This is a genomic window from Mycetocola sp., assembly GCF_046716805.1.
Taxonomy (GTDB): Bacteria; Actinomycetota; Actinomycetes; order Actinomycetales; family Microbacteriaceae; genus Mycetocola_A.
On record NZ_JBKJWH010000139.1, the window covers coordinates 1 to 3,570 of the forward strand.

3 protein-coding genes are annotated in these 3,570 nt (G+C 67.5%); 1 reads left to right on the forward strand and 2 read right to left on the reverse strand.

Annotated elements, in window-relative coordinates:
* Positions 1 to 47: 47 nt before the first annotated feature.
* A complete protein-coding gene (locus tag ACLQ62_RS11010; RefSeq protein ID WP_411721680.1) occupies positions 48 to 1,463 on the reverse strand; it encodes a DUF6421 family protein in 1,416 nt (471 codons plus the stop codon).
* Positions 1,464 to 1,610: 147 nt separating this feature from the next.
* Between ACLQ62_RS11010 and ACLQ62_RS11015 the strand changes: the two genes are divergently transcribed.
* A complete protein-coding gene (locus ACLQ62_RS11015) occupies positions 1,611 to 1,997 on the forward strand; it encodes a DNA alkylation repair protein (protein ID WP_411721681.1) in 387 nt (128 codons plus the stop codon).
* A gap of 16 nt (positions 1,998 to 2,013) precedes the next feature.
* Here the strand turns inward: ACLQ62_RS11015 and ACLQ62_RS11020 are convergent, their stop codons facing one another.
* Positions 2,014 to 3,108: a Glu/Leu/Phe/Val dehydrogenase dimerization domain-containing protein gene (locus ACLQ62_RS11020; RefSeq protein WP_411721682.1), complete on the reverse strand. Its 1,095-nt coding sequence runs from the start codon at positions 3,106 to 3,108 to the stop codon at positions 2,014 to 2,016.
* Between the last annotated feature and the right edge of the window lie 462 nt (positions 3,109 to 3,570).

The following is a 3,570-nucleotide window of genomic DNA, read 5'->3' on the forward strand; positions in this document are numbered from 1 at the left end:
CGATGAGCACGGTACGACCTGCGACGCCGGGGCCAGACCCGACCGGGTCAGTCACGCCCGGTGATCCCAGCGGTGGACTCGATCACGTCACGCATCTTCTTCGAGAGTGCCTCGTAGAACATGCTCAGCGGGAACTCGTCGTCCATCACCAGATCCGTGTACCCCTTCGGAGCGCCGGTAAGCACCTCGTCGGACAGGCCGCGTGCCCATGCCGACGCGGGGTGCGGCTCAACCGTTCCCGACACGAGCTCGTAGGCGGCGAGCCAGTGAGACACCTTCGGGCGGTCGATCGAACGCCAGTACAGCTCGTCGATGGCGTTGCCGAGGGCGACAACGACATCGGGAACCTCGGCCCAGTCGATGGTCAGGGCCGTGTCGGTCCAGTGCAGCACGTGGTGCTGGTGCAGCCACGCGAACAGCAGCTGGCCGCCGAGCCCGTCGTAGTTACGCACCCGGCTGCCGGTCAGAGCGAACCGGAAGATCCGGTCGAAGATGACCGCGTACTGCACCAGTTTCGCGTGGGCGAGGATCTCGGTCTCCGCGTCGGTGAGTTCCGCGGGGCTCTGCGCCGACAGGGTGCGTTCAAGCTTCACCGACTCCCGGAACGCGGTCAGGTCGCACCGCAACTCCTCGAGGGAGTAGAGGAAGAACGGCATCCGCTGCTTGATCATGAACGGGTCGAACGGCAGGTCACCGCGCATGTGGGTGCGGTCGTGGATGAGATCCCACATCACGAAGGTTTCCTCCGCCAGCTCCTGGCTCTCGAGCAGAGCCTGCGCGTCGGCCGGCAGCTCGAGCTTGGTGATCTCCGCTGCCGCCTTCACCACCCGGCGGAACCGTGCAGCCTCACGGTCGGCGAAAATCGCACCCCAGGTGAACGTCGGGATGGCGCGCATCGCAACGGTTTCCGGGAACAGTACGGCCGAGTTGGTGTCATAACCGGGCGTGAAGTCGACGAACCGGATCGGCACGAACAGTTTGTTCGAGTAGTCGCCGCCCTCGAGCTCGGCGATGAACTCAGGCCAGACGACCTCGATGAGGACCGCCTCGACCAGCCGGTCGGTCGACCCGTTCTGCGTGTACATCGGGAACACGACGAGGTGGGTGCGTCCATCGGCACGATGCTGTTGCGGCTGGAAGGCCATGAGCGAGTCGTAGAAATCGGGCACCCCGAACCCGTCCCGGGCCCAGCGCTCGAAATCGACGATCACGGCGTCGAGGTACGCGGCATCCCACGGGAATCGCGGCGTCAGGTCGCGGACCGCGCCGACGATCATCCCGACGTGCTCGCGTGCCATGCCGTGGGCATCCGCGTCGGGGATCGAGCCGTCCTTGACCTGCAACGGGCGGATGCCGACCGCCGCGGCCTTGAGACGGAGCCAGGCCGGGGAGGTGGCGAGGTCGCGTGCGTCTTCGACGACCTCGGGCTCGCCAACGATCACGTGTGCGTGAGATTCAGACATAACAACCCTCCCGGCGTCGATTCGAATAGTGTGCATCGAGCGTATCCGGGGGCGGTCAGGCGTTTCTTTGACTCTTGCGAAGGTTGGCTGCGCAGTTTGCGCTGGTCACGCAGGTTAACTGCGTGGGTCGGGCCTAGAGTGCGAGACATGACGGATGCAACAGCCACCGAGGTGCTGTGGCAGCGCCGGGTGGCCGTGCTCGCCACCTTCGGCTTTCTCGACGCCGGCGATGCGTCGACCACGCTCGAGCTGGCCGAGCGACTGCTCCCGGATCGAGCCGACCTCATGCGGAAAGCCGTCGGCTGGATGCTCCGCGAGGCGGCAAACGGGTCAGCCGCGAGGTGCTCACCGGTTTCCTCGATGCACACGCGGCGTCGCTCGGTCGCACAGCGCTCAGCTATGCGACCGAGCACCTGCCAGCCGAGGAACGGGCGCGTTACCGGGCGATGCGCTGACCGGTTGCCTGGCTTGCCTGTTCACGTGATCCGGACGGATGCATCCGGCGTATCGGGTGCACCCGTCCGCAGCGAGTGAATTCGTGCCGGTGCCGCTACGCCGCCGTGAGCGCCGCCCCCTCGAGTCGGTCCATCGCGAGCTTCTCAGCGGCGGCCAGCGTGGTGACGCCTTGCTCCTTCGCTGAGCGGTAGATGGAGCGCAGCGTGTCGCCGATGCCATCCACCCGGGCCAGGATCGAATCGAGGTCGGCGCCCGGCTGCGACGCCATGTCGAGGTAGATCACACCGCCGGCGTTGGCGATGAAGTCCGGCGCCCACAGGATGCCGCGCTCCGCGAGCTGCTCGGCTCCATCGTGCTCGGCGAGCTGGTTGTTCGCCGCGCCGACAACGGCTGCGCAGCGCAATTGCGCGATCACGTCGCGGTTGAGGGCTCCGCCGACACCGCAGGGGATGAACAGGTCCGTTTCGAAGAGGTGCTCGTCGCCGGGTTCGATCCAGCTGGCGCCGATCTCCTCGGCCAGTGCGCGGCGAGCGGGGTTCACGTCGGTGACGATGAGGGATGCTCCGGCGTCGGCCAGCTTGCGGGCGAGGCGGCCGCCGACCTGCCCGAGCCCGGAGATGGTGGCGCGCCTGCCTCGGACGAGTGGGCTTCCGAACACGGTCTCCAGGGTGGCGATCACTGCCGAGTACACCCCTGCCGCGGTCGCGTCGCTCGGTTCGCCGACTCCGCCGCGATCGGCCGGGAGTCCGCAGACATGGCTGGTGCGTTCCGCGACGACGGCCATGTCGTTCGCGCTGGTGCCGACATCCTCAGCGGTTTGATAGCTGCCGCCGAGGCTTTCGACCGCGTCGCCAAGGTCGAGCATGGCGGCGCGTTTGGCGGCGTCGTCGAGCGTCGTGCCACTCGGAACGAACACCACCGATTTGCCGCCCCCGCGGGCGAGCCCAGCAGCGGCGTTCTTGAGCGTCATCCCGGCGGAGAGTCGGAGGGAATCCTCGACGGCCTCGAGCCAGGATCCGTAGTGCCAGACCCGTGCGCCACCGAGGGCCGGGCCGAGGCGGGTGGAGTGGACCGCGACGCTGATCGTGAGCCCGGAGCGGACGCCGCGGGTGATCAGGACGGTTTCGTGGTCGAGAGCGGGGGAGTGCAGGGCGTCGAGGGACGCTCCCGCGTGAAATGTTGACGTCATTGTCGTATCTCCTTGTGGGTGATGTCGATGCCCGGGGTGTGGGCATGTCGGCGCGTGCGCGGGTGGCGCGGTGCCGACACTCTCATCTTTCCCAACACCGGGCGCTTTGACAAGGGACGGCAGCTCGGGCCGCGCCCGTGGCCGGCGTCATCACCCGTTGCGGTCGAGTTCACGCGGTGCGCCGGGTGCATCCGTCCGGAATGGGTGAAGTCGCGCCAGAAGCGACGGATGCTGCACCGCCCGATTCCCGAAGCGCGCGCCACGCCGGCCGGGCCGGGCCGCGGCGAATCCCGCACGAAGTCACCCGTTGCGGTCGAGACCATCCGCTGCACCGGGGGTGGATTCAAGTGGTCGATGCAACACAGTCTTGTGGTGGTTCCGAGAGTAGCTGCTGGAGGGCTTCTCGTGGGGTTGCGGCGTCGAGGCGTTTTCGGGGCCGGTCGTTGAGTTTGTCGGCGACGA